Source organism: Mesorhizobium sp. M8A.F.Ca.ET.181.01.1.1 (assembly GCF_004792025.1).
GTDB lineage: Bacteria > Pseudomonadota > Alphaproteobacteria > Rhizobiales > Rhizobiaceae > Mesorhizobium.
The window spans coordinates 439,429-463,575 of the sequence record NZ_SRTV01000003.1 but is presented as its reverse complement, the minus strand read 5'-3'; the positions used below and the strand labels follow the sequence as shown (position 1 = coordinate 463,575).

Annotated in this window: 15 protein-coding genes; 3 read left to right on the top strand and 12 right to left on the bottom strand. The window is 65.1% G+C overall.

Features of this window, described 5'->3' with window-relative positions:
* Positions 1-2,709 (top strand): nitrate reductase, encoded by a 2,709-nt coding sequence (locus tag EN824_RS14895; protein WP_135932434.1) that lies wholly within the window; start codon positions 1-3, stop codon positions 2,707-2,709.
* Positions 2,710-3,037: 328 nt separating this feature from the next.
* Positions 3,038-3,952, top strand: a complete 915-nt coding sequence (locus tag EN824_RS14890) for a hypothetical protein (protein ID WP_127869850.1) — start codon at positions 3,038-3,040, stop codon at positions 3,950-3,952.
* A 271-nt stretch (positions 3,953-4,223) separates the two neighbouring features.
* On the opposite strand, the gene EN824_RS14885 is transcribed toward EN824_RS14890, so the two are convergent.
* The 9 genes from EN824_RS14885 to EN824_RS14845 form a co-directional block, all read right to left on the bottom strand.
* Complete coding sequence (locus tag EN824_RS14885; RefSeq protein WP_135929266.1) at positions 4,224-5,738, bottom strand: aldehyde dehydrogenase family protein; 1,515 nt, start codon at positions 5,736-5,738, stop codon at positions 4,224-4,226.
* A 200-nt stretch (positions 5,739-5,938) separates the two neighbouring features.
* Positions 5,939-7,213 carry an RNA polymerase sigma factor gene (locus EN824_RS14880; RefSeq protein WP_127869852.1) on the bottom strand — a complete coding sequence of 425 codons (1,275 nt, stop codon included), beginning with the start codon at positions 7,211-7,213 and terminating at the stop codon, positions 5,939-5,941.
* Positions 7,210-7,584: a YciI family protein gene (locus EN824_RS14875; protein WP_127275602.1), complete on the bottom strand. Its 375-nt coding sequence runs from the start codon at positions 7,582-7,584 to the stop codon at positions 7,210-7,212. Before EN824_RS14875 ends, EN824_RS14880 begins: the two co-directional genes overlap by 4 nt.
* A 107-nt stretch (positions 7,585-7,691) precedes the next feature.
* Entirely contained in the window at positions 7,692-8,783 is a 1,092-nt protein-coding gene (locus EN824_RS14870) for a DNA topoisomerase IB (RefSeq protein WP_135932433.1), read from the bottom strand.
* A gap of 111 nt (positions 8,784-8,894) precedes the next feature.
* Entirely contained in the window at positions 8,895-9,833 is a 939-nt protein-coding gene (locus tag EN824_RS14865; protein ID WP_127275604.1) for a glycosyltransferase family 2 protein, read from the bottom strand.
* 245 nt (positions 9,834-10,078) lie between these two features.
* A complete protein-coding gene (locus EN824_RS14860; protein WP_135932432.1) occupies positions 10,079-10,963 on the bottom strand; it encodes a transglutaminase family protein in 885 nt (294 codons plus the stop codon).
* A gap of 12 nt (positions 10,964-10,975) precedes the next feature.
* A complete protein-coding gene (locus EN824_RS14855; RefSeq protein WP_127869855.1) occupies positions 10,976-13,387 on the bottom strand; it encodes a circularly permuted type 2 ATP-grasp protein in 2,412 nt (803 codons plus the stop codon).
* 6 nt (positions 13,388-13,393) lie between these two features.
* The gene (locus EN824_RS14850) at positions 13,394-16,753 is read right to left on the bottom strand and encodes a transglutaminase family protein (protein WP_135932431.1); all 3,360 of its coding nucleotides are present in this window, start codon (positions 16,751-16,753) and stop codon (positions 13,394-13,396) included.
* A 114-nt stretch (positions 16,754-16,867) separates the two neighbouring features.
* Positions 16,868-18,064 (bottom strand): acyl-CoA dehydrogenase, encoded by a 1,197-nt coding sequence (locus EN824_RS14845; protein ID WP_127279617.1) that lies wholly within the window; start codon positions 18,062-18,064, stop codon positions 16,868-16,870.
* A 102-nt stretch (positions 18,065-18,166) separates the two neighbouring features.
* Between EN824_RS14845 and EN824_RS14840 the strand changes: the two genes are divergently transcribed.
* Positions 18,167-19,078 (top strand): LysR family transcriptional regulator, encoded by a 912-nt coding sequence (locus EN824_RS14840; RefSeq protein ID WP_135865527.1) that lies wholly within the window; start codon positions 18,167-18,169, stop codon positions 19,076-19,078.
* On the opposite strand, the gene EN824_RS14835 is transcribed toward EN824_RS14840, so the two are convergent.
* The 3 genes from EN824_RS14835 to EN824_RS14820 form a co-directional block, all read right to left on the bottom strand.
* Positions 19,079-21,403, bottom strand: coding sequence for a Tex family protein (locus tag EN824_RS14835; protein ID WP_127280465.1), 2,325 nt, complete (start codon positions 21,401-21,403; stop codon positions 19,079-19,081).
* Positions 21,404-21,734: 331 nt separating this feature from the next.
* Positions 21,735-22,916 carry a serine hydrolase gene (locus EN824_RS14825; RefSeq protein WP_135932430.1) on the bottom strand — a complete coding sequence of 394 codons (1,182 nt, stop codon included), beginning with the start codon at positions 22,914-22,916 and terminating at the stop codon, positions 21,735-21,737.
* Positions 22,917-22,949: 33 nt separating this feature from the next.
* Complete coding sequence (locus EN824_RS14820; RefSeq protein WP_135932429.1) at positions 22,950-24,146, bottom strand: serine hydrolase; 1,197 nt, start codon at positions 24,144-24,146, stop codon at positions 22,950-22,952.
* Position 24,147: the final 1 nt, after the last annotated feature.

Genomic DNA, 24,147 nt, shown 5'->3' with positions numbered 1-24,147 from the left:
ATGGAGATCGTTGACGCGCGAGAGGTGAGGACCACCTGCCCCTATTGCGGGGTGGGCTGCGGCGTGCTGGCAAAGGTCGCCACGGACGGGCAGGTGTCCGTCCGTGGCGACCCCGATCATCCGGCGAATTTCGGCCGGCTCTGCTCGAAGGGCTCCGCGCTCGCCGAGACCATCGGCCTCGACGGCCGGTTGCTCCGTCCGCAAATCCACGGCCGGGGCTCCTCTTGGGACGAGGCGCTCGACCTCGTCGCCTCGACCTTCTCGCAAGTCGTTACCGACCATGGTCCCGACGCGGTCGCCTTCTACGTCTCCGGCCAGTTGCTGACCGAGGATTACTACCTCGCCAACAAGCTGATGAAGGGCTTTGTCGGCTCGGCCAACATCGACACCAATTCGCGGCTCTGCATGGCTTCGTCCGTCGCCGGCCACCGCCGCGCCTTCGGCTCCGACACGGTGCCGGGAAGCTACGAGGATCTGGAACTGGCTGATCTGGTCGTGCTGGTCGGATCCAACCTCGCCTGGTGCCATCCGGTGCTTTATCAGCGCATCGCGGCTGCCCGCGAAAAACGGCCCGAGATGAAGGTGGTGCTGGTCGACCCGCGCCGCACCATGACATCTGATATCGCCGACATGCACCTGGCGATCGCGCCGGATGGCGACGTCGCCCTGTTCACCGGCCTGCTGGCATGGCTCGGTCAGCACAATGCGCTCGACCGTGCCTATATCACGGCGCATACGTCCGGCTTTGGACAGGCACTGTTCGCCGCCTCGGCGCTCGACCTTGCCGGCGTCGCTGCCGCCACGGGGCTCAGCGAAGACGAGCTCGGCCGTTTCTACAGCCTGTTTGCCAGGACCGAAAAGACCGTCACCGTCTATAGCCAGGGCGTCAACCAGTCGTCCCAGGGCACCGACAAGGTCAACGCCATCATCAACTGCCATCTTGCCACTGGCCGTATCGGAAAGCCCGGCGCCGGACCGTTCTCGGTCACCGGCCAGCCCAATGCCATGGGCGGCCGCGAGGTCGGCGGCATGGCCAACATGCTCGCCGCCCACATGGAGATCGAAAATCTCGAGCATCGCGAACGCGTGCGTCGCTTCTGGAAGACACCGGAGATTGCAGGCAAGCCCGGCCTCAAGGCGGTCGAGATGTTCAAGGCGGTTGCCGACGGGCGCGTGAAAGCACTGTGGATCATGGCCACCAACCCGGTCGATTCGATGCCGGATGCAGGCGCCGTCGAAGCGGCGATCAAGGCCTGCCCCTTCGTCGTGGTGTCGGACGTGCTGGCCGAGACCGACACGGTCCGCCATGCCCATGTCCGGCTGCCGGCGACGGCCTGGGGCGAGAAGGACGGCACCGTCACCAATTCCGAGCGCCGCATCTCGCGCCAGCGCGCGTTCTTGCCGACCCCTGGCGAGGCGCGGCCTGACTGGTGGATCATTGCCGAGGTGGCGCGGCGCATGGGCTTTGACGAGGCGTTCGCGCATGAGACGCCAGCGGAGATTTTTGCCGAGCACGCCGCGTTGTCAGGATTCGAGAATGACGGCGCGCGGGATTTTGACATTGGCAGTTATGCTGATGTTGACGCCGAAGACTACGAGGCGTTGGCGCCATTCCAATGGCCAGCACTTCAGCCAGGCGGAAGTACTCAAGCTGAACCTCTGCCCGACTCGGTCAACTCGAACGGGCACCAGCCCACCCGCTTCTTCGCCAACGGCAACTTCTACACCCCCGACCGCAAGGCGCGCTTCATCGCCATCCGCCCAATCGTCGAAACCCGCATCACCCCCGACTTCCCGCTCATCCTCAACACCGGCCGCATCCGCGACCACTGGCATACCATGACGCGCACCGGCAAAAGCCCGCGCCTGTCCCAGCACATCGCCGAGCCCTTCGTCGAAATCCACCCGGTGGATGCGCAACGCCACTGCCTTGGCGATGCCGACATCGCACGCCTCTCGACTCCGCGCGGCGAAGTGCTGGTCCGCGCGCTGGTGACCACGCGCCAGCGTCAGGGCAGCCTGTTCGCGCCGATGCACTGGACCGATCAATTCGCCGCCAGGGGTCGGCTCGACACGCTCACCACATCGCTTACCGATCCGGTGTCGGGCCAGCCGGCGCTGAAGCATGTCGCGGCCCGCATCCAGAAATTCACCGCTCGGGCATTCGGCTTTGCCGTGACACGCAAAAGGCCCGTGGCGATGGCCGACTATTGGGCGGTAGCCAGATGCCGGGGCGGCTGGCGGGTCGAGCTCGCCTTTGCCCGCGACGATGTCGACTGGACGGCCTTCGCCGGTTCGCTCTTCGATGCTGCGGATGGCGAAATGCTTGCCTATCACGACCGCGAGGCCGGCCAGCACCGCATCGCCGCCTTCGACGGCGAGCATCTGGCGGGTGCCTTGTTCATCGCGCCCGGTCCGGTCGCGGTGTCGCGCGGCTGGGCGGCCGAGCAACTCGATGAGGTCCACGCCAGCCAGCGGCAGCGTTTCAGGATCGTCGCCGGCCGCGCCGGTGCCGAGCGGCCAGATGCCGGCGCGACCGTCTGCTCCTGTTTCAACGTTGGGGTCAACCAGATCACGGCTGCCGTGGCGGCTGGCTGCACCAGCGTCGACGCCATCGGCGCCACGCTGAAGGCGGGCACCAATTGCGGCTCCTGCCGGTCCGAGATCCGGGCGATCATCGCGGCCAATCGGGTCCAGGCCGCCGAGTGAAGCGACTTGACCCCGCCGGGCCGGCCTGACCTCCAGCCGGAAGGTGGGATCGAACCTGTCCAACCGTTAATTCGACTTCGCCGGGGGTGATGGGGGTGAAAGATGCCTCCATGGACCAGCAAAAGGAAATGCCCCTGCGGACAACCGTCGCACCACGCCGCTCGCTTGGCTGGATTCCACCGTTCGGCTGACCATAGTTGGGAGGCGTTTTCCAAGCCATGGCAAGCGGTTGGCGGAATGCGCATGTAACCGTGCCGTGGATCTGTGGCTCGGCTGGCCCTGTCCTTCGCAATTGGTACGTCTGGACACGCGTGGTGAAGACTGGAAAATGGGGAACGCAACCTCGCCATCCGAGGTGATTCAAAGCATCGGGAGATCAGCGCTGAATCTGGAAGACATAGCCGGCCATCCGGCCTTGCACCGCTACGTTCAGGAACAGTCGCAGTCCCTGATCCGTATCTACGAGGAAAGCCCGCGGCTGGCTTCCATCTTTGCCACCCAGCAGCGTTGGCTGTTGGGTCATGTCGGCCTTGCCATGCACTTCAGGCGCGACCCGAATGACCGCCGCAAGGAACTGACCGTATCGCGTTTCATCGAGGTCGTGCACAAGAATGCGGTGGCCAGCCGCAATACCGCGGACGCCTTCATCAAGGAGATGCTGCACTACAACATCGCCGAGTATGTGGCGGGTGGGGACGGTCGCACGCATCCCCTGCAGCCGACAGCGGCGACCATCGAGCGATTCACCGGCTGGGTAACAGCCCATCTGCGCACGCTTGACCATATCGACGGCGGCGACCGGCTGGCCAGATATTTGGAGCGTCCCGAGATGCTTGCCACGCTGCAGCCCCTGGTGGCTGACGGACTGCTTGCGTCCAAGCCGGTGCGCGAACCCAACCAGACCTTTTCCCTGTTCATCTGGCTCAACAATGGCGGCATCGTCATGGACTGGCTGATGTCGGGCATCGACCCCGCCCACGCCGGCCTGGAGCGGATTCCGACCAGCGTGGTTTCGATCGGTGACTTCGCCAAATGGCTCAAGCTGTCGCGGACCCATCTCGGCCGCAAACTGCGCACGGCAGAGGAGCTCGGCAGCATTGGCTGGCTTGGTCAGCGCGGCCATTCGGTGATGTGGGTGTCGCACCGATTTTACGAGGAATACATGACCGTCCAGGCGGCCAAGCTGGCCGTCGTCGACACGGCCTTCAAGGCCTGCTTCCCGCCATCGCAAGGCGACGGCTGAGCAGCGGCACACGAGAGCCATTTCAGCCGTGATACGTTTCCGTCCGGAATTGTGCCAGAACAGGTGGATTGACCGGTTCCGCGTTTGCGTGGCTGCGCGACGCCGACGACCTCGGCAGCGTCGGCAGGCTCTGCCAGCGCCCAGTTACGAAAAAGCCGACGCTGGACAAGTGTCGGAAGCTGTCCAGCGTTACAGCCGCGTGTACACCCTCCACCTGTGTCGATTGATGCTCGCGCAGCTGATCGACCTGACGGGGGCACCCCTGGCATTCTCAATCGATGTCGAACGAGACGCCTTGGGCGAGCGGCAGCGCCTTGGAATAGTTCACCGTGTTGGTGGCGCGGCGCATATAGGCCTTCCACGCATCGGAGCCGCTCTCGCGGCCGCCCCCAGTTTCCTTTTCACCACCGAACGCGCCGCCGATTTCGGCCCCGGAGGTGCCGATGTTGACGTTGGCGATGCCGCAATCCGAGCCGTCCACACCGAGGAAGCGCTCGGATTCCTGCAGGTCACGGGTGAAGATCGACGACGACAGGCCGGCGCCGACAGCATTGTGCTCGTCGAGGACGGCATCGAAGTCGGAATACTTCATCACATAGAGGATCGGCGCGAAGGTCTCTTCCGTCACCGGTGCAACCTGTTTCGGCATTTCGACCAGCGCCGGATGGACATAATAGGCATCGGGATGGCCGTTCTCGACACGCGTCCCGCCGGTCACCTTGCCGCCATGGTCGGTCGCTTCGCTCAGGGCCTTCTGCATGGCATCGAACGCGGCCTTGTCGATCAACGGCCCAACCAGCGAGGAGGTCTCCAGCGGATTGCCGACCGAAACGCTCTGATAGGCCTTCTTTAGGCGCGGCACCAAGGCATCGTAGACGCTGTCATGGACGAACAGGCGGCGCAGCGTCGTGCAGCGCTGGCCGGCCGTGCCCATGGCGCCGAAGGCGATGGCGCGCAGCGCCATGTCGAGATCGGCCGTCGGGCACACGATGCCGGCATTGTTGCCGCCCAGTTCCAGCACTGCGCGTGCAAAACGCTTGGCCAGGCGAGGACCGACATCCCGGCCCATGCGGGTCGAGCCGGTGGCCGAAACCAGCGGCACCTTGGGATGATCGACCAGGATCTCGCCGACCGCGCGGTCGCCGATCAGCACCGGCGCCAGGCCTTGCGGTGCGTCGGGGCCGAAACGCTTGACGGCACGCTTGAAGATCGCTTCGCAGGCAAGCGCCGTCAGCGGCGTCTTCTCGGAAGGTTTCCATACCACGGCATCGCCGCAGACCAGGGCAAGCGCCGCGTTCCACGACCACACCGCGACCGGGAAGTTGAAAGCCGAGATGACACCGACGACGCCCAGCGGATGCCAGGTTTCCATCATACGGTGGCCGGGACGCTCGGTGGCGATGGTCAGCCCGTACAATTGACGGGACAGACCGACGGCGAAATCGCAGATGTCGATCATTTCCTGCACTTCGCCGAGCCCTTCGGAGGGGATCTTGCCGACCTCGATCGACACCAGCCGGCCAAGCTCAGCCTTGTGCGCGCGCAGTTCCTCGCCCAGCAGCCGCACCAGTTCGCCGCGCTTGGGACCTGGCACCAGCCGCCAGGACTGGAATGCCTTGTGCGCTCCGTCGATGGTCTTTGCCGCATCGGCCGGCGAGATCGTCTTCAGCGCCGCGATCTGCTCACCCGTCACCGGGCTGCGCACGATCAGGTCGCCGCCGTCAAGCGCCTCCTTGGCCACGCCCAGTTTCGCCAGAAGCTCGGCCGTTTCCTTCGCTATCGTCATTTTTGTTCCTTTCAGATCCCGCCGCTCATATGGCTGGGGTCAACGCCTTGCGCCATGCCTTCCCGGCGCCGTCGCGGCTGGAAGGGGCTGTCATGGCGTGCCATTACCTGTTTCAGGGGAAAATCGCCACCCCGGCATGGTCCAAGTCCAAGCCCCACGATTGAGCCAGACGATCCTTGGGATGAACGGGCAGAGGGTGCTCAGTTTGCCTTTTTCGTCGGCGCGCGCACGGCGCCGTCCTTGATCAGGCGGTCGATATGCATGCGGATATGGGCCGCTTCCGCCGCCGTGTTGGCCAGCGCGATGGCGCGGTCGAAGGCAATGCGTGCCTCCTCGCCCCGGTCGAGCTGCATCAGAAGCCCGCCCTTGAGGCCGAAGAAATGGAAATAGCCGGAAAGCCTCGGCTCGAGCGGCTCGATCATCGCCAGCGCCGCTTCCGGTCCACGCACCTTGGCGACCGCGACCGCACGGTTGAGGGTGATGACCGGCGACGGCTGCATCTGTTCGAGCAGGCCGTAAAGCAGGTCGATCTCCACCCAATCCGTGTCCTCGGCTTTCGCCGCCCGCGCATGGAGTGCGGCGATCGCCGCTTGCACCTGATAAGGACCGGGCTTGCGGTGGCGCAGGGCCTTGTCGACCAGCGCCAGCCCTTCCTCGATCATCTTGCGGCTCCACAGGCGCCGATCCTGGTCCTCGAGCAGCACGATCTCGCCGTCGCCGTCGAAACGGGCCGGTGCGCGCGCGTGCTGCAGCAGAAGCAATGCCGTCAGCCCCATGATCTCCGGCTCGGTCTGGAATAGCCTCAGCAGCAGCCGGGCCAGGCGGATCGCCTCCTCGCACAGCGGCGCGCGGGCCGGCGCTTCGCCGCTGTTGGTCGAGTACCCCTCGTTGAAGATCAGGTAGACCATCGCGGCGACCGCAGCGAGCCGTTCGGAGCGCTCGACCGCGCCTGGCGTCTCGAACGGTACGCCGGCATCGGCAATGCGCGCCTTGGCGCGGGTGATGCGCTGTTCCATGGCGCTCTCGCCGACCAGGAAGGCACGCGCGATCTGCTTGACGGTGAGGCCGGAGACGATGCGCAGCGCGACCGCGATCTGCTGCGTCGCGGGCAAATCAGGGTGACAGCAGATGAACAGCAGCCGCAATATGTCGTCGCGGTAATGCGCGCCATCGAGCCGCTCGGCGATGTCGCTCTCGGCGTCTTCCAGATCGGAAATCTGGTCTTCCTCCGGCATCGGCGCCTGCTTGGCGCGCTTGCGCACCGCGTCGATGCCGCTGTTGCGGCCGACAAAGATCAGCCAGGCCGCTGGATCGCGTGGCGGTCCATTCTGCGGCCAGTTCTTGAGCGCCCTGAGGCAGGCATCCTGGAAAGCTTCTTCCGCGGTGTCCAGGTCGCGGAAATAGCGCAGCAGCGCGCCCATCGCCTGCGGACGGGCGGCACTGATGGCCGAGCTTATCCAGGCAAGTTCGGTCATACGGCAACCCCGGTGGGATTGAAGACGGACACCGGCCTGATCTCATACGAGCCGCCGCTGGGGTTGACCTCGGAGAGTTCGCGGGCGAATTCCACGGCCTCGTCGAGATCGGCGCATTCGAGCGTGTAGAAGCCAAGGAATTGTTCCTTGGTCTCGGCGAACGGCCCGTCGATGACAACGGATTCGCCCTTGACCTTCCGCAGCGTCGTCGCCGCTGTCGTCGGCAAAAGCCGCGCCACCGGGCCAAGCCGGCCGGCCTTGGCATACTTGTCCTGGACGTTGAGGAGATTGGCCATCACTTCGTCGTCCTGCGCCTTGCTCCAGGAGCTGACGACGTCTTCGGAAGCATAGCACAGGATGGCGTAGAGCATGATCGGTCCTTTCTGTATCAAAGGACGAAACAGTAGGACCGATCCCGACACGGCGTCGATAAAAAAATCCGGCAGCTGCGGATTCGGTGTTCGTCAGTCGCGCCGGGTTAGCTTTCGTGTGTTTCCAGCCATCTCAGCACAAGCGCCTCCTCCTCATCGAGACCGTCTATGGACCGCTTGCGCTTGTTGGCTTCCGCCATTTCGGCAAGCAGCCGTCCCTGCGACCAGGCCTCGAAAACCTGCGGATGGATATAGCATTTGCGGCAGACCGCACGAGTGTTGCCCAGCCGCTCGGCCACCTTGTCGATGACGCTGTTCATCACCCGCTTTTGCTGCGCCTGGCTTTCGGGCAGTTCCGTCTGCGCAAACAGCGACGCGGCGTGGATGGTGCCGCCCCAAGTGCGGAAATGCTTCGAACTGAACGCGTCGCCGACCGCTTCGCGTATATAGTGGTTGACGTCGTCGGAGCGCACAGGGCGCCTGTTGCCGTCCTCGTCGAGATATTGGAACAGCTTCTGCCCCGGCAGGTCCTGCGCGCCCCGAACGATCCCGGCGATGCGGCGGTCGACCAGCTTCAATCTCCATTCCTTGCCGGACTTGCCCTTGAAGGCAAAGCGCAGGCTCGATCCCTTGATGTCGACATGCCGGTCCCGCAATGTCGTCAGGCCGAAGCTCTTGTTGTCGCGTGCATAGGCGGCATTGCCGACGCGGATCATCGTGTTGTCGAGCAGCCAGACCACCGCGGCGACCACGCGTTCGAGCGGCAGGCCGCGACGGCGCAGGTCGCTGTCGATCCTGCGCCGAAGGTCCGGCAGGCTTTGGGCGAAAGCGACGAGGCTCGAATATTTGGCGCCGTCGCGCTCCTCGGCCCATTGCGGATGATAGCGATACTGCTTGCGCCCCCGCTGATCCCTCCCGGTCGCCTGGATATGCCCGTTCGGATCGGGCGAAATCCAGACATCGGTCCAGGCCGGCGGAATGACGATCGCCGCGATGCGCGCCCTGGCGGCATCGGACACCGCTTTCCCCTCCGGTCCTCTGTAAGTAAATCCCTTGCCAGCCTTCAGCCGGCGGATACCGGGCTCGGCATCGCTGACATAGGTCAGCGCGGCATGCTCGGCTGAGCTTTGCGCCCCGTTCCGCGGCAATGCATCTGTCTCCGCCGACGGGCTGAGCGACAGTCCTGATCTCTGCAGCATGTAAGCTCCACGCAAATACGCGTAGATAAGCTGCTGGTTGACTGCTGGTTCCACACGCCGTCTGCAAAGCAGGCGATCCTGCTGGCGTCGGCGCCTGGCGCGGCGCGAGGCCTACAACGCGCCCTGCATCTGGGTCAGCGGAAAGGACAGCCGGCGCCGCACCTTGAGCTTGAGCGTGTAGCGCAGGCAGCGCCAGGCTTCCGAACGCCGCTTCGGTGCGGCCGCGGCCACTGCCAGGAAGCGCGACGCGGTCTCCAGGTCGCCCCGCGCATAGTGGACGCGGGCGATCTTGAGCGCGACAAGGCCCTCCCTGGCTTTCAGTGCCGAAATCGGGATGCCGCAATCGGTGAGCTTCCGCAACTCCCGGCGCCAATCCAGGAAGCGGCGCGCCGGGTTGACCGTGAAGCGATCATCGGAGCGCTCCGCTGAAACTTCGTAAATCATGACGGGACGCTGAACCATGGCCAGCGACGCCTTGCTCATCAGCCGCGCCCAGAACAGCGTGTCCTCATCGAAGGCGAGCCCGACCGGGAACCGGGTCTCGCCGATGAGACGCCGGGAAGCCAGCACACTGCCCACCGCCACCGAGCGTATATCCCCCTTCACATAGGCGGAGGCATTGGTGAGGCAGGCCGCGGTATATCCGTTTGGCACCTTGATCTGCCGGTCCTCGCCGTTCACCCTGCGCCGGAAGGCGCCGACGATCATGTCGGCCTTGGGCTGGCTTTCCGCTTGCGACAGCAAGGAGCGCAAGCCACCCTGAAGATGCAGGTCGTCGGCATCGATCAGGTAGACCCATGGATGGATCGCCTCATCGAGCGCCAGGTTGCGGGCGCCGCCGGCGTCGCGGCAATTGGCCGGCAGCACACGGAGCGGCAGGGAGGATCGCGCGGCCGCCTGCCGCGCAGCATCGGCCGTGCCATCGGTCGATTGATCGTCGACCAGCAGAATCTCGCCGATAAACCCGGCCTCTCCGCCAAGCGACGCCAGCGTTTTGGCAATCGTTGCCGCCGCATTGTGCGCGGGTATGACGACGCTGACAGTTTTCAATGACAAACCCGCACCTGTACGCAGCCGCTTTAGACTATTCTCCCTCGGAACGAATACAGACTAAAGCAATTCCAGGTAAAGTGCGAAACGGTTTTTCCGTTCGGAATTGCGCCAAATCAAGGAGTTAGAGCGGCTCGCCGTTTCCGTGAAACGGTGAACTGCTCCAATGGCCTCATCGATGTTTGAGAAGTCTACTCCATCTATCGCGGGCACTCGCGGCGCCGGGCAAGTCGGCGCGCCCGTTTTCACGCCTTTTCGAGCACCACCGGGATGACGTCCACGGCCTGCTCCCCGACCTGTCCGCCGGTCGTCTTCAGCACACCGACGATGGGCGCCACATCCGAATAGTCGCGCCCGTAACCGACAGTGATATGGTCGTTGGAAGCCCGCATGCCGTTGGTCGGGTCGAATTCCTGCCAGCCGGCATCACGCCCGCACCAGACCTTGACCCAGGCATGCATGGCATCCGCACCTTCCAGCCGGGGCTTGCCCTTGGGCGGAATGGTACGCAGGAAGCCGCTGACATAGCCGGCCGGAATGCCGAGACCGCGCAGCCCGGCGATCATGATGTGGGAGAAATCCTGGCAGACCCCGCGCTTCAGCCGGAAGGCATCGCTGGCCCGGGTCCGCACCGTGGTCGCTTCGCCATCATAGGTGAAATCATGGTGGATGCGCTTGCAGAGGCTCATCGCCGTGCCGGCGGTCGAGCCGCCGACGCTGCCTTGCGCATAGGCGGTGATCGCCGCGTCCATTCCGGCGTGACCGCTTGCCGCCAAGAAGTGATGCGGCGAGGCGGGCGCCAGCGACCGCACGGCGGCGAGTTCCCGCCTCAGCCGGACGATATCGGGCGACACGTCGAGCCCGGGCTCGGGCCGCGACACCGCCACGCGCGCGCTCATCCTTATGTCGAGCGCTTCATGCGCGTCGCGAAACGCGATCGAGGTGACGTTGTTGCCGAAAAAATCGGTGAAGTCGGATCGTTCATTGGGCGCCGGCTCGAAGGACAGCGAAGCGGCGATGACCCGTTGCACGCCGCTGATGGTCGGCGGCAGCACCCGCACCTGATGCCGGCCGCCGCCGGCAGCGGCGGCGTAGTCGTAATGGAGCAGAAGCCGGATGTCGTACAGCATGGCCATTGCTTTCTAGCCGAAATAGGCTCTGGCGAGGCTGTTGTAGAGGCCGCCGATTTCGCTGGCGAGTTCGTTCAGCGCCTTCGTCGTCATGTCAGCCGGTTCCTTGATGGCGATGGCCGTGTTGAGCTGCAGGATCTCCTTGGCCGCTGCCGACATATGCCCCTCGCCGCCTGTCGTCGGCAACAGCCCGATCTCGGCCTTCAGCCTTTCCAACTGGAACAGGATGGAGCGTGGATTGAGCGGATCGAGCGCCAGGAGATCGATCACCGTGCGCCGGCCGGCCTGCACCGGATATTGCCGGCGATGGGTCATGACGCTGTCGCCGATCTCCAGCATCATATCCAGCGCGCCATCCGGCGCCTTGCTGCCGGTCAGTCGGGCCAGCGTGCCGGCGATCTGGATGCCGCGCTCCAGCCGCCGGCCGATCTCGAGGAAGCGCCAGCCCGCGAACCGGTACATGTTCTCATGCAAAAGGCCTGAGAATCCGGCAAGCTTGCGCAGGATGACGGTCATGGCCCGCGTCGCGTCGTCGCCGGGCGCCACGGTGGTAGCGAACTGATGGATGGTCTTCGACAAATCCTTGAGCGCCAGCCAGCCATCCGGCGAGAAACGATCGCGGATCTGGCCGGCGCTGTAGACGGCGCTGTCGAGCGTACCGATCAATCCTGACGGGATCGCCGTCTCGACATCGATGCCGAACGGTTCGAGATAGTCCCTGATGTCGGCCAGCAGCGGCATGTCGGGATCGGATGTTTCGGCGAGCCGCACATGATAGGCGCGCAGGATGCGCACGGTGTCTTCCGAACGTTCGATGTAGCGGCCGAGCCAGGTCAGGTTTTCCGCCGCGCGGCTGGGCAGGCTGCCCGGCTTGGTGCGGTTGAAGCTGTCACCCTCTTGCGGCAGCAGCGTCTCGCGCTCGACCGGTTTGTCACTGACCACCCAGACATCGGCCGCCTGGCCGCCGCGCTGCATGGCGATCGCCGTCGGGTCGAGCGACAGGCCGACACGGGCGAAACCGCCCGGCATAACCGTCCAGCCCTCGGGCGTGCGCGCCAGATAGACGCGCAGGCTCGCCGGCCGGGGCTCCAGCCAGCCGCCGACATAGACGGGCGTCGTCGAAAGCGTCACCGCTTCCTGGCCAACGAAGGCCTCGCCATCGCGTTCGATGCGCGCCACCAGCTCCGCCCGTTCCCCGACCGACAGCGCCGAGCCGAGCTTTGTCTGTCCGTCATCCTCAAAGGCAAGTCTTGTCGACAGCGCCGGGCCGACCACCATGCGATCGATATTGGCGAGCACATGGGCGCGCTCCGTCTCCTGCCCGCACCACCATGTCGCCACACTGGGCAAAAGCAGCTCCTCGCCCCACAATTCGCGCGCGATCTTGGGCAGGAAGGCAAGCAGCGCACGCGTCTCCATCAGGCCAGAGCCAAGCGCATTGACGGTGGACACCGTGCCTTGCCGGATCGCTTCGACCAGGCCCGGCGTGCCGATCTGCGAATCCGGGCGCAGTTCGAGCGGATCGGCGAAGGCGGCGTCGAGCCGCCTCCACAGCACGCTGATCGGCATCAGGCCGGACACGGTGCGCACCATCAGCCTGCCGCCGGAAACGGTCAGATCCTCGCCTTCGAGCAGCATGATGCCGAGGTAGCGGGCGATATAGGCGTGTTCGTAGTAGGTTTCGTTGAGGGGGCCCGGCGTCAGGATGGCGACGCGGCCGTCGCTCTCCTTTGCCATGCCGATCAGCGCATCGCGGAAACGACGGAAGAAGCCGGCGAGCCGGTGCACATGCATCTCGCCATAGATGTCGGACAAGGCGCGCGTGGTGGCGACGCGGTTCTCCAGCGCGAAACCGGCGCCTGAAGGCGCCTGGGTGCGGTCGCCCAGCACCCACCAGCGGCCGTCAGGGCCCCGGCCGAGTTCGAAGGCGCAGAAGTGCAGGAAATGCCCCCCCGCCGGCGTGGTGCCAACCACGGGTCGCAAATATTCGGGGCTTGCCGCGATCAGCCCTGCCGGCAGGATGCCTTTGTCGATCAGCCGGTTCTGCCCATGGATATCGGCGACAATTTCCTCGAACAGGTCGGCGCGCTGCACCAGGCCGGCGCTGATCGCCTGCCACTCGCTGTCCTCGATGAGCACGGGAATATGCGCCAGCGGCCATTCGCGCTCGTTGGCGCCCGCCTTGTCATAGACGCGGTAGTAAACACCGGCATCACGCAGATACTGGTCGGCGCGGGCGAAGCGCTGACCGAGCTTTTCGGCCCCGAGTTCGTCCAGCGCCTCGACAAAATGCTTCCAGACCGGACGGGGATTGCCCGAAGCGTCAACCATCTCGTCGACGACGCCATCGATCGGCTGGTAGTGCTCCAGCAGGCTGTGGGCCTGCGGCTTGCCGCGTACCCTTTTGTGATTCCCCTTTGCCATGTCAGATCACAGTCTTGGTGGACGCCTGAGGTCAAGGGTCATCGGGAAATCTTCCGCCGGCTGTTCCTCGCGCAACACATAGCCGGACGGCGTATGGCCGCGCGGTTCGAAGCGGGCGAGCCGCCGTGCCTCCGCCTCGTTGCCGTTGACCGGGAAAGTGTCGTAGTTGCGCCCACCGGGATGCGCGACATGGTAGACGCAGCCGCCTACCGCCCTGCCGGACCAGCGATCATAGATGTCGAATACCAGCGGCGTGTTGACCGGCAGCGCGGGATGCAGCCCCGAGGCCGGCTGCCAGGCCTTGAAGCGCACGCCCGCCACCGCGACCTCCCTGTCGTCGGTAACCCTCATCGGCACGATGCGGCCGTTGCAGACGATCGCGTGGCGCTCCGGATTGAGACCTTCGGCCTTGACCTGCAGCCGTTCGACCGAGGAATCGACGAAACGCACCGTGCCGCCGATCGCGCCCTGCTCGCCCATCACATGCCACGGCTCCAGCGCCTGCCTGAGCTCCAGCTTGATGCCGGCATGCTGGACTTCGCCGCAGAAGGGAAAGCGGAATTCGAGCTGGGCGTCGAACCATTCGGGCCGAAACTCGAAGCCGTTGAGCTTGAGGTCGTCGAGCACCTCGAGAAAATCCGCCCAGACATAGTGCGGCAGCATGAAGCGGTCATGCAGCGAGGTGCCCCAGCGCACGAAGCGCCCGTCGAGCGGGTTCTTCCAGGCGCGTGCGATGATTGCCCTGACCAGCAACTGCTGCGCCAGAGACATGCGCGCATTGGGTGGCATCTCGAATCCACGGAATTCGACAAGGCCAAGCCGGCCAGTTGGGCCATCGGGGGAAAACAGCTTGTCGATACAGATTTCCGAGCGGTGCGTATTGCCGGTGACGTCGGTCAACAGATTGCGGAACAGGCGGTCGACCAGCCATGGCAGAGGTGGATTACCCTGGTCGGGATGCGGCACCTGCGCCATCGCGATCTCGAGCTCATAGAGCGAATCGTGTCGGGCCTCGTCGAAGCGCGGCGCCTGGCTGGTCGGGCCGATGAACAGGCCGGAGAAGAGATAGGACAGCGAGGGACGCCGCTGCCATTGCAGCACCAGGCTTTTCAACAGATCGGGCCGGCGCAGGAACGGGCTGTCGTTGGGCGTGGCGCCGCCGACCACGACATGGTTGCCGCCGCCGGTACCGGTGTGGCGGCCGTCGATCATGAACTTGTCGGCGCCCAGCCGCGTCTGCCGCGCCTCCTCGTAGATCGCCGTCGTGGTCGCCACGCAATCCTGCCAGTTCGAGGCGGGATGGATGTTGACCTCGATGACGCCGGGATCGGGTGCCACGCGGATGACGTTGAGGCGCGGATCGTGCGGCGGGCCGTAGCCCTCGATATGCACGGGAAGGCCTATCGCCTTTGCAGCGTTCTCGGCAGCGGCCACGAGTTCGAGATAGTCTTCCAGCGCCTCGACCGGCGGCATGAAAACGCACAGCCTTCCGTCACGCGGTTCGACCGAAAGTGCCGTGCGCACCGCCCCGCCGATTTCGGTGATCTCCTGCTCGACGCGGTCCTGCTGGCCACTGACAGCGGTGAAGGATACCGCCTGCTGGCGGCGGGCCATTTCGTCGGCGCCTTCCAGTTCGGCCGGAGCGGCCGTCGGCAAGATCGCTTCCCGCACGGGGAGCGGCCCACGCGGCAGCGACGGATCGACAGGCACGATGTAGGGAAATTGCGCCGGCGGCACATAGGGCAGCGTTCCCAACGGCAGACGATAGCCGACCGGCGAATCGCCGGGCACCAGGAACAACCGGCCGCGCCGCGTCGTCCATTTTTCCGACCGCCAGCGCTGGCCGGACGCCTGGCTGTTCCAGCGCTGAACCGGCAGCACATAGCCGGACGGCTTGGTCAGCCCGCGCTCGAACACCTTCGCCATGCGGCTGCGCTCTTCCGGGTCTTCCAGCTTGGAGTTGGACGGGTCGACATTGTCGGGCAGCTTGCCTTCCTTGAGCAGCCATTCGGCTGGGTCCTCATAGGCTTCGCTGACCATGGAGGTGTCGATGCCGAGCTCGCCGGCGATCGCCGTCAGCAGGCTTTCGGCCTGTTTCGGCCCGATATCGGCCGAGCTTTTCTCCCGCGCGATCAGCGACGGGTCGCTCCATACCGGCTCGCCGTCGGCGCGCCAGTAGAGCGAAAACGTCCAGCGCGGCAGGCTTTCGCCGGGATACCATTTGCCCTGGCCGTAGTGCAGAAAGCCTCCCGGCGCGAAGCGCTCGCGCAGCCGGCGGATCAGCGCGTCGGCCTTTTCGCGCTTGGTCGGCCCGACGGCGGCCGTGTTCCACTCGGCGGATTCGAAATCGTCGATCGACACGAAGGTCGGCTCGCCGCCCATCGTCAGCCGCACATCCCCGGCCGCGAGCGCGGCATCGACCTTGTTGCCGAGCGCGTCCAGCGCCTGCCAGCTTTCATCCGAGAACGGCTTGGTGATGCGCGGATGTTCGGCGATGCGATCGACCCGCATGTCGAAGCCGAACTCGACATTGGCAAAGCTCGCCATGCCCGAAATCGGTGCCGCATTGCGGAAATGCGGTGTCGCGGCCAGCGGCACATGGCTCTCGCCGGTGAGCAGGCCGGAGGTCGGGTCGAAGCCGATCCAGCCGGCGCCGGGAAGATAGACCTCGCACCAGGCATGCAGGTCGGTGAAATCGACCGATGTACCTGCGGGCCCATCCAGCGCGACAAGGTCGGGCTTGAGTTGGATCAGGTAGCCCGAGACGAAGCGCGCGGCGATGCCGAGATTGCGCAGGATCTGCACCAGCAGCCAGCTTGAATCGCGGCACGAACCCTTGCCCGCGGCCAGCGTTTCCTCCGGTGAGAAGACGCCGGTCTCCATGCGCACGATATAGGCGATCTCGCGCTGCAGCCTTGCATTGAGGTCGACGAGGAAATTGACCGTGTTGGGCGCGCTGCGGTCGACGGATTCCAGGAAAGCCGAGAGAAGCGGCCCCGCCGGCTCCGGTGTCCGGTAGATGGCCAGATCCTCCCTGATTTCCTCGGGATAATCGAACGGGAACGCCTCCGCCGACGGTTCGACGAAGAAGTCGAACGGATTGTAGACGGTCATGTCGGCGACGAGGTCGACCTCGATCTTCAGCTCCGTCACCGGCTCGGGAAAGACGAACCGGGCGAGGAAATTGCCGTAGGGATCCTGTTGCAGATTGACGAAATGGTTCGCCGGTTCGACCTTCAGCGAATGGCTCAACACCTTGGTGCGGGAATGCGGTGCAGGCTGAAGCCTGATGATTTGAGGGCCGAGCACCACCGGCCGGTCATATTTGTAGTGGGTCAGGTGATAGACGGCTGCCAGAATTGCCATGGGGCCCCGGGATCGGCGTTTAGCTGGCCGAACCCTGCCACATCTGGCCGCCATTCTCCAAGCGGATGTTGCGGCGCACCTAAACTAAAGAACCCGTTGCCGGCTTAAAGTCGCTCAAAAGAACGCCTGTATCCCCGTCTGCGCCCGTCCAAGGATCAGCGCATGCACGTCATGCGTGCCCTCATAGGTGTTGACGGTCTCGAGGTTCTGCGCGTGGCGCATCACGTGGTAGCCGATCTGGATGCCGTTGCCGCCATGCATGTCGCGGGCCTGGCGGGCGATATCGAGCGCCTTGCCGCAATTGTTGCGCTTGACGATCGAGATCATCTCCGGCGCCATCTTGCCCTCGTCGAGCAGCCGCCCGACGCGCAAGGATGCCTGCAGCCCAAGCGCGATCTCGGTTTGCATGTCGGCGAGCTTCTTCTGGTAAAGCTGGGTGCCGGCCAGCGGCTTGCCGAACTGCTTGCGGTCCAGGCCATACTGGCGAGCGCGATGCCAGCAATCTTCCGCCGCTCCCATCGAGCCCCAGGAAATGCCGAAGCGGGCCCGGTTGAGGCAACCGAACGGTCCGCCGAGGCCCTTGGCATTGGGCAGCAGCGCGTCCTCGCCGACCTCGACGCCTTCCATCACCACTTCGCCGGTGATCGAAGCGCGCAGCGAGAGCTTGCCGCCGATCTTGGGGGCCGAAAGCCCCTTCATGCCCTTTTCCAGCACGAAACCGCGGATCTCGTCCTTGCCGTTCTCGCCCTTCACCTTCGCCCAGACGACGAACACGTCGGCGACCGGCGCATTGGAAATCCACATCTTGGAGCCGGTCAGCTTGTAACCGTTGGCGGTCTTTTCGGCGCGGGTCTTCATGCCGCCGGGGTCGGAGCCGGCATCCGGCTCGGTCAGGCCAAAACAGCCGATCCATTCGCCACTGGCGAGCTTCGGCAGGTACTTCTTGCGCTGTTCATCCGAGCCATAGGCGTAAATTGGATACATCACCAGCGACGACTGCACCGACATCATCGAGCGGTAGCCGGAATCGACACGTTCGACTTCCCGCGCCACCAGCCCATAGGTGACATAGTTTGCGCCGAGGCCACCGAACTCCTCCGGGATGTTGATGCCGAGCAGGCCGGCCTCGCCCATCTCGCGGAAGATCGCCGTGTCGAAAGTCTCGTTGAGATACGCTTCCTCGATGCGCGGCGCGAGCTTGTCGGCGGCAAAGGCGGCAGCGCCGTCGCGCACCATACGCTCATCTTCCGAAAGCTGGCCCTCGATCAGGAACGGGTCTTCCCAGACGAATGCATTCTTGTCAGCGGCCATGGCTTTTCGATCCTTCGAAGGGTGAAGCCCGGCTTATCGGCCTGTGCCTTGAAAAAATCAAACGAAATTGCTTCACCGATCAATGAGCGTTAGGAATGGATCATGAGTGTCCAGCGTCGCCTTTTGCCCAACATCAGTGCCCTCGCCGCCTTCGAGGCGGTGGCCCGGCTCGGCTCCTTCACCGCCGCTGCCCAGGAGCTGGATTTGACCCAGGGTGCGGTCAGCCGGCAGATCCGGCTGTTGGAAGATCAGTTCGGCCGCCGATTGTTCGAGCGCGACAGCCGCAACGTCCGCCTGTCCACGGCAGGCGAAATCTATGCCGAGACGGTGCGTTCGGCCCTTGGCCAATTGCGCGACGCGGCGCTCGGATTGATGAGCAATCAGCATAGCGGCATCCTGAACCTCGCCATTCTGCCGACCTTCGGCACGCGCTGGCTGATGCCGATGATCCCCGATTTCGTCGAAAGCAACCCCGACATAACCATCAACTTCGTCACCCGTGTCGGCCGCTTCGACTTCGCCCGGGAGAGGCTGGATGCGGCCATCCACTTCGGCCTGCCGGACTGGCCGGAAGCCGACTCGACGCTTCTGGTGCGCGAAACGGTGGCGCCGGTGGTGTCGCCCGAATTCCTCGCCGGCCGCGCCATCGCCACGCCGGCCGACATCGGCCGTTTGCCGCTGCTGCACATGACGACGCGCCCAGGCGCCTGGACGGAATGGTTCGAGCATCAGGCTCTGAGCGCTCCGACCGGACCCGGAATGCAGTTCGAACAGTTCGGCACCGCCGCCCAGGCCTGCATGGCGGGGCTCGGCGTGGCGCTGTTGCCGCTGCTCCTCATCGAGGGTGAATTACAGCGCGGCCAGCTTGTGCCAGCGCCCGGCCAGCCGATGCAAAGCCGCAGCGCCTATTACCTCGTCGTTCCCCGCGACAAGCGCGGCTATCCACCGGTTGCCAGTTTTCGAGACTGGCTGCTGGGCCGGCTCGAGAAGGAGCCGGCTGTTCTGGCGTGGTAGCTACTTCCGCTTCAGCGCGTCCGCCAGCGCCGCGCCAAACGCACCTTGCTCTGCCGGCCGCTCCGGCTGGCGCTGCGGCGCCGGCGAGCGTGGCGCCGGCCTGCCGCCGCCATTGTCGCGCGGTCCGCCCTTCGATGCGCCGCCCTCGCCGCCATCCCTGCGCATGGACAGCGCGATGCGCTTGCGCTTGATGTCGACATCGACGACGCGCACCTTGACCACGTCGCCGGCCTTGACCACCTCATGCGCGTCCTTGATGAAACGGTCGGCAAGCTGCGAGACATGCACCAGCCCGTCCTGGTGGACGCCGATATCGACGAAGGCGCCAAACGCCGCCACGTTGGTCACCGTCCCTTCCAGCAGCATGCCGGGCTTCAGGTCCTTGATGTCGTCGATGCCGTCGGCGAAGGTCGCGGTCTTGAAGCCGGGGCGCGGGTCGCGGCCGGGCTTCTCCAACTCCGCCAGAATATCGCGCACCGTCGGCAGGCCGAAACGCTCGTCGACGAAGACACGGGGATCGAGCGCCTTGAGCGCCGCGCTGTCGCCCATCAGCGAACGCACGTCGCGCCCACAGGCCGCCACGATCTTCTTGGCCACGCCATAAGCTTCCGGATGCACCGACGAGGCATCGAGCGGCTCGCTGCCATTGGCAATGCGCAGGAAGCCGGCGGACTGTTCAAAGGCGCGCGGTCCAAGCCGCGCCACCTTGAGCAGTTCCTTGCGGCTGGCGAATGGTCCGGTCGCATCGCGATGTGCGACAATGGCGTCGGCGAGCGACGCGCCGAGGCCCGAGACGCGCGCCAGCAACGGCGCCGAGGCGGTGTTGAGATCAACGCCGACCGCGTTGACGGCGTCCTCCACGACAGCTTCCAGCGAGCGGCCGAGCCGGTACTGGTCGACATCGTGCTGATACTGGCCGACACCGATGGATTTCGGCTCGATCTTGACCAGCTCGGCCAGCGGGTCCTGCAGGCGCCGAGCGATCGACACCGCGCCGCGCAGCGACACGTCGAGGCCGGGAAACTCGGCCGCCGCCGCCGCCGAGGCCGAATAGACCGAGGCACCCGCCTCGCTGACGATCACCTTGAGCGGCTTCGGACCTGCCCCCGCGGGCATGTCGGACAGCATGTCGGCCACCAGCTTTTCCGTTTCTCTGCTGCCGGTGCCGTTGCCGATCGAGATCAGTTCCACCTTGTGCTGGCGGATCAGCGCGGCAAGCTCGGCCTGCGTGCCACGCACATCGTTCCTCGGCGGGAACGGATAGACCGTTGTCGTCGCCACCAGCTTGCCGGTGCCATCCACCACCGCCACCTTGACGCCGGTGCGGATGCCGGGATCGAGCCCCATCGTCGGCCGCGAGCCGGCGGGTGCCGCCAGCAGCAGATCCTTCAGGTTGCGGGCAAAGACGTGGATCGCCTCTTCCTCGGCCCGTTCGCGCAGGTCGCGCATCAGATCGAGCGTCAGGTGCAGCGACAGTTTTATCCGCCAGGTCCAGCCGGCGACCTCCATCAGCCAGCGGTCGCCCGGCAGGCTGCCGCCGATGGCATAGGCGTTGGCGATCATCCGCTCGACCGGCTTCACCGGCGAGGTGTCATCCGCGTCGACCTCGATGTCCAGCGACAGCACTTCCTCGTTGCGGCCGCGCAGCATGGCCAGCGCGCGGTGGCTTGGCGCCGTGGACCATCGCTCGACATGGTCGAAATAGTCCGAGAATTTCGCGCCGGCTTCCTGCTTGCCATCGACCACCCTGGCGCGCAGGAAGGCGCGCTCCTTCATGTAGGTCCGCAGCTTGCCGACCAGATCGGCATTTTCCGCGAACTGCTCCGACAGGATGTCGCGCGCGCCCTCGAGCGCCGCCTTGGCGTCGGCCACCTCCTCGGTCACATACGCCAGCGCCACCTCAGCGGGCACCAGCGAGCGGTCTGCGAGGATTGCCTCCGCCAAAGCCCCCAGGCCTCGCTCGCGGGCGATCTCGGCCTTGGTGCGGCGCTTCGGCTTGTAGGGGAGATAGATGTCTTCCAGCTCCGCCTTGGTGACCGCCGCCGCGATCTTGGTTTCAAGCTCTTCGGTCAGCTTGCCCTGTTCGCGGATCGAGCCAAGGATGGTGGCGCGGCGCGCATCGAGCTCGCGCAGATAGGCGAGCCGCTCGGCAAGGTCGCGCAGCTGCGTGTCGTCCAGCCCGCCGGTCACTTCCTTGCGGTAGCGCGCCACGAACGGCACCGTCGCACCCTCATCGAGCAGTCCGATCGCTGCGGCCGCCTGTTCGGGCCGCGCCTTGATTTCGGCCGCGATGATGGCTGCGATGCGCTTGATGTCGGATGCCATGTTATTCCCACTCTTTTCGAAAAGAGCGGCGACCATAGGCGCCGACGTTCACATCGCCAACTGCTGAGCGCTTCGCCGGTGCGCGAGGTCCACAGGAAAGCATGTCTGCTATCGAACGTCAGCGTTGCCCCTCACCTGCCTGCCGGCATCCTCTCCCCGTATAGTGACGGGGAGAGGGGCTGTCTCACTGGCTTCGCCAATCACCAACGTCGCAAGAAGTGAGCCGACATTGCTGCCAGCTCCTTCTCCCCGTCCCTATACGGGGAGAAGTGCCCGGCAGGGCGATGAGGGGCGGCGCTACCGTTTGATAAACCGGCTCACCACCCCCAACTCAAATCATCCGGCTCAGCGCCTCGAAGAACGCGACGATCTCGACATCCAGAGGATCGTCGACCGGCTCCGGCTGCGACGACATCTTGGCGATCACCACTTCGGTCCTGGGATCGACGTAAAGCCACTGGCCATGGATGCCGATGCCGCAATAGGCGCCATTTTCGAAGCCGGTCTGATACCATTTGTTGCGGTAGCGGCCCTTCGGGAACAACGGCAGCATCGCACCGCGCTGCCAGGCTTCCGAGCTGCCGCCGGTGACCGTGGTGTCGCGCACCCAGGCCTCGGGCACGATGCGGCGGCCATTGGCCGTGCCGCCCTGCCGCATCATCTCGCCGATGCGCGCCAGGTCACGCGGCGTCACCGAAATGCCGCCGGCGGTGCGTGCCGTGCCTTCCATGTCGACGCCGATCGAGGCTTCGCTGACGGCGCCGAGCGGCAGCCACAGTTTCTCTCGCATCAGATCGGGGAAGCGCTGTCCCGACGCCCGCTCCAACAGCAGGCCGAGCAGGTCGGAATTGGGCGAGCGGTAGCGGAAGGTCTGGCCATGCGGCTCGGCAAGCCGCTGCAAGGTCAGGATGAATTCGCGCAGGCTTTCGGTGCCGCCGCCGGGATTCCACAGCGTGGCGCGGCGATAGCGGGCGAAGGCGCTTTCCGGATCGAGATAGGCCTCCTCGAAATCGAGGCTGACGCTCATGTCGAGCACATGCCGCGCGCTCGCATCGCCATAGGCCGAACCGACGGCTTCGGGGATATAGTGCGTCACCGGCGCCTTGGGGTCGAACACCCCCTCGCCTTCCAATATGCCGGCGATGATGGCGGTCACCGATTTGCTGATCGAGAAGATGATGTGGCGGGCGCCGAAATCCATATACGGGGCGAACCAGTCACCTATGATCTTGCCGCCTTTCATCACCGTCAGCGCGTCGGTGCTGGAGCGCAAGAGAAACTCGGCCACCGTCTCTGGCGCACCGGCAACCGAAACCTTTTCGCCGAGCAAGCCGGCCAAGTCCCGCACAGGAGCTTCGACGACGCCCGGTGCCGCGGCCACACGTGCCGTCGGCACCAGTTCGCCGAGATTCTGGAATGTCCAGCGGTTGAACGGGTTCTCGCGCCAGTTGCCGAGCAGCACCTCGTTGCGGCGGAAGCCGTAGCGGGTCTCGAACGCGGTCTTGCCGGTCATGGCGTTTCCTCCCAGTCTTTTCTTTCTTGAGGTTCAGGCGAGCGCCGCGGCGATGGCGTGCACGGCCTTCAGCGTCGCCACGGAATAGGCCATGTTGCTGAAATCCGGGTACGTCGACAGCTTCACAACCACCATTCCGGTGTTCCAGTCGATGTGGATCAACTGCCCGAACACACCCCGGCACATCAGTGCCCGCGACCTGGAATTCTCGATCCAGAACTGGTTGCGGTAGCTGCCATCGGGCAGGCTGGCGGAGAAATCCGGACCATGCGTGCCAGTGCGCGTCGCCTCGATCCAGTCGGCAGGCACGATGCCGCCGCCATTGTCGAGGATCAGCTGGCCAAAGCGGGCGTAGTCGCGCAGCGTCGCGTTGAAGCCGCCATCGGCCAGCGCATAGCCGGCGCTGTCGACGGTGAAGCAGGCGCTTTCGTCGGCGCCGAGCTTTTGCCAGAGTTCCTCGGAGACCAGCTGCGCCAGCCGCTTGCCGGTGACTCGCTCCATGATGAAGGCGAGCAGATCCGTCTCGATCGAACGGTACTCGAATTTTGCCCCATGCGGACGGACCGTGTCCTTCAAGCCGAGGATCAGCTCGAACATGTGCGAGGGCCAGCGGAAGTCCGGATCGCTGCCCGGCGGAACCGGCTTCCAGCCGGTGGCGACATCGACCTGGCCGATGTCGGAGTAGCGGTCGGTGTATTCCTCGGAAAAGCGCACGCCCGTCGTCATGTCCAGCACGTGCTGGACGCTGGCCCCGGCCCAGCCGGTAGCGCCGAGCTCCGGCAGATAATCGGTGACCGGCCTGGCCGGGTCGATCAGGCCGCGTCCGGCCAGTATGCCGAACACCGAGCCGGTGACCGATTTGGCCATCGATTGCGACAGATGCAGCGTACGCTCGTCCATGCCGTTGAAATAGCGCTCATAGGCAATCCTGCCGTGCTTGAGCACCAGGAACCCGTCCGTATAGGTCTCGTCTAGCAAGCCGGCGAGCGTCGAAGGCCTGCCCCCGCTGTCCTCGACCGCCAATCTGTCGAGATCGACCTCGGCGCGTTCGAGACGGTGACGGTGACCAGTGCCGCGCCAGACTTCGGCGGTCGGCAGAATTTCCCTGATGTGCTGGAAAGCCCAGCGGTTCCAGGGCGGCCTGTCCCAGTCGAGCCTGGGCGGCACCATGGCGGGCGGCGAGCCCTGCATGATCGGCGGCCGCGGATCGCTGTTGCGGTAGGAGTCCATG